Annotated in this window: 2 protein-coding genes and 1 tRNA gene; 1 reads left to right on the top strand and 2 read right to left on the bottom strand. The window is 49.2% G+C overall.

The features are described 5' to 3' along the window. Positions 1-258: 258 nt before the first annotated feature. Positions 259-335, top strand: a tRNA-Met gene (locus tag RMO84_RS13390). A gap of 62 nt (positions 336-397) precedes the next feature. Here the strand turns inward: RMO84_RS13390 and RMO84_RS13395 are convergent. After that, positions 398-1,180 (bottom strand): SAM-dependent methyltransferase, encoded by a 783-nt coding sequence (locus RMO84_RS13395; RefSeq protein WP_396135855.1) that lies wholly within the window; start codon positions 1,178-1,180, stop codon positions 398-400. Positions 1,181-1,197: 17 nt separating this feature from the next. Continuing rightward, positions 1,198-1,758 (bottom strand): late competence development ComFB family protein, encoded by a 561-nt coding sequence (locus RMO84_RS13405; RefSeq protein ID WP_310488949.1) that lies wholly within the window; start codon positions 1,756-1,758, stop codon positions 1,198-1,200. Between the last annotated feature and the right edge of the window lie 225 nt (positions 1,759-1,983).

Genomic DNA, 1,983 nt, shown 5'->3' on the forward strand with positions numbered 1-1,983 from the left:
AACCCGCATATCTATTTATGATTTTTTCTCTATCTTTACAGAGTTTAAGATTTTTTAAGGGTTTTTGCATCCCTGCTAGTTGGGTGGCGATCGCGCAGTGGTGAGTCGAGTGGCACGGAAGTCAACGGTCAAGCCATCTTCGAGCAGATCGAACGGCTGGGCACAGCGATTTTTGGCTATGTTTGCAAATTAGTGGCGATCGGTGGTTGCTATTTATAGAGAAGTGGTGCTATATTAAGTGGGTTGATTAAAAAACGACGCGGAGTAGAGCAGCCTGGTAGCTCGTCGGGCTCATAACCCGAAGGTCGCTGGTTCAAATCCAGTCTCCGCCACCAAATGTAACAAAAAACCGTACTTGTCATGAGTGCGGTTTTTTGTTGAGAACTTTCAGCCCCAATTACAGTTTGAGCGCGATCGACAACCCATCGCCGATCGGTAAAACCGAAACCCGAACGCGCGCATCGGCAGCTAGCTCCCGATTAAACCGATCGATACCTTGCGTAAAATCATCATTGTAGGTATCGGGACTGAGCACTCGCCCTTGCCATAAGATATCGGTGGCGAAGAGCAAGCCACCCGGACGCAGCAAGTCGATCGCGCGTTGATAGTAGAGTGGGTACTGATGTTTGAGTCCCGAAATGACGATCGCATCAAATGCAGCCAGATCGCTAGTTAATAATCGATCGAGCAGTTCGACACCACTGCCGATCTGAAAATCGATGTTGGCAGCCACGCCGCATCGCTGCCAGTAATCGCGAGCCACCTCCAGATGCTTGCCAGCAACGCCACTGGCAATTACTACGCCATCTGATGGCAATGCCTGCGCGATCGATAAAGTAGTATAGCTGCTAAAAATTCCTAGCTCCAAGACGCGACTGGCACCGCTCGATCGGAGCGAGAGGGCGATGAATTCAGCCTGTGCCATCGTCGGCTGCATTTGAGAGAGCGGGTAGTTGGCAGTCTCTTGTTGGAGTGATAACAGCAAATCGCTAGCTGGAGTAGAAATCGAACAGATGTATCGATCGATTCGCTCTTCTACGCCCGTACTATTTTGCTGATGGAGATTCGGGCGATGCTGTTCGACAAATTGACGAGCGCAATCTTTGCATTGATAGCGTTGTTTGTCGCGATAAAAGCCATGCTTGCGAATTCTAGTAGATTGACAATTGGGACATTTCATTAGACCTGCAATCGTCGCTAATTACTAGCTCCAACTGGATGGTGTTGGGCTTCAAATTGGGGCGCATAGGTTTGGAGGAGAGTACTAACTTGCTTGACAACCTCATCGCCACTTGGTTTGGAGATTGCTTGCCGTTCGGGGAAAAATTCGGGACGATCGAGATTTTGCGCGATGGCTGACTCGACTTGGTTGGTAATTAAAGTTTGGAGTTCGGTTTTGGCGCGATCGCGTTGATAACTGGCACCTTCTTCGGTGGTAGCGTAGAGCGGGGGTAATCTATTGAGCGCGTAGGCAGCGACATCACCCACGTCTAATTGCACTTCCCGATCGATCTCGATGGCGGTAATCTGGGAGATCGTCTCGGTGATGACCAATTCTTCCATCACGTTGATAAATTGCTTGCGCGGCACCGTGACAACTTCGCCAGCTAATAAGGCCCCCATTAAGTGATCTAAGGCCATATACTCTTCGACAGAGAGTTCGGCAGCACTATCACAAATTCTGCCGACTTCAGCTTCCATCGCGGGGGTCAGATAGCCTTCGTCTAAAGCATGTTCTACGATTGCTTGTATATTCATCATTTGGAAAGAGTTGATAGTAATTCTGAAGATCGCCTACAAGTGCTAACGCTGAGGTTAAACCACTACTTAGATATATTATTCCCTGACGATCGAGCAAGATAAACAGTTGGGAGTTGGGAGTTTGGAGATCGAAGTAAAAGCATGGATCTGAGGGTACCCACAAGCGATACGCGCACGCCTTTGTTTCCCGACGGTTGCGATCGAGACAGGGGCACCCCTACA

Source organism: Chamaesiphon sp. VAR_69_metabat_338 (genome assembly GCF_031423935.1).
Taxonomy (GTDB): domain Bacteria; phylum Cyanobacteriota; class Cyanobacteriia; order Cyanobacteriales; family Chamaesiphonaceae; genus Chamaesiphon.

What these genes read in the sequence shown, in the direction of transcription:
- RMO84_RS13395 (WP_396135855.1), bottom strand. Translation starts at nt 1,180, where the DNA reads ATGAAATGTCCCAATTGTCAATCTACTAGAATTCGCAAGCATGGCTTT.
- RMO84_RS13405 (WP_310488949.1), bottom strand. Translation starts at nt 1,758, where the DNA reads ATGAATATACAAGCAATCGTAGAACATGCTTTAGACGAAGGCTATCTG.